Source organism: Arthrobacter sp. E44, assembly GCF_041877125.1.
Taxonomy (GTDB): Bacteria; Actinomycetota; Actinomycetes; order Actinomycetales; family Micrococcaceae; genus Arthrobacter.
Genome location: NZ_JBHDJA010000075.1, coordinates 1 through 300 on the forward strand (window position 1 = coordinate 1; position 300 = coordinate 300).

Below are 300 nucleotides of genomic sequence, written 5' to 3' on the forward strand. Positions count from 1 at the left end.
CTCTCCCACACCCTCCCGGGTGCAGTACCATCGGCGCTGTGGGTCTTAGCTTCCGGGTTCGGAATGGGACCGGGCGTTTCCCCCACGCTATGACCGCCGTAACCTTTTCACCCGAACCCCTTGGGTGTTGCCGGGGGTGGGAAGACTGTGGTTACAACATTGGTGGTGTTGTTGTATTCAGTTGTTGGTTCCGTGCCATTAACCCGTGGTGTTGGGGGTTGTTGGTTGGGAACCACATAGTGGACGCAAGCAGAGTTTTGTATGTTCTGTGTGGTGTAAGTTGTTGGCCTATTAGTACCG

The 300-nt window shown here is 55.3% G+C and carries 1 rRNA gene; it reads right to left on the bottom strand.

The window, feature by feature from the left end:
* A 5S ribosomal RNA gene (gene rrf, locus ACETK3_RS21380) occupies nt 1-101 on the bottom strand; the annotation flags it as partial.
* Nucleotides 102-300 lie beyond the last annotated feature (199 nt).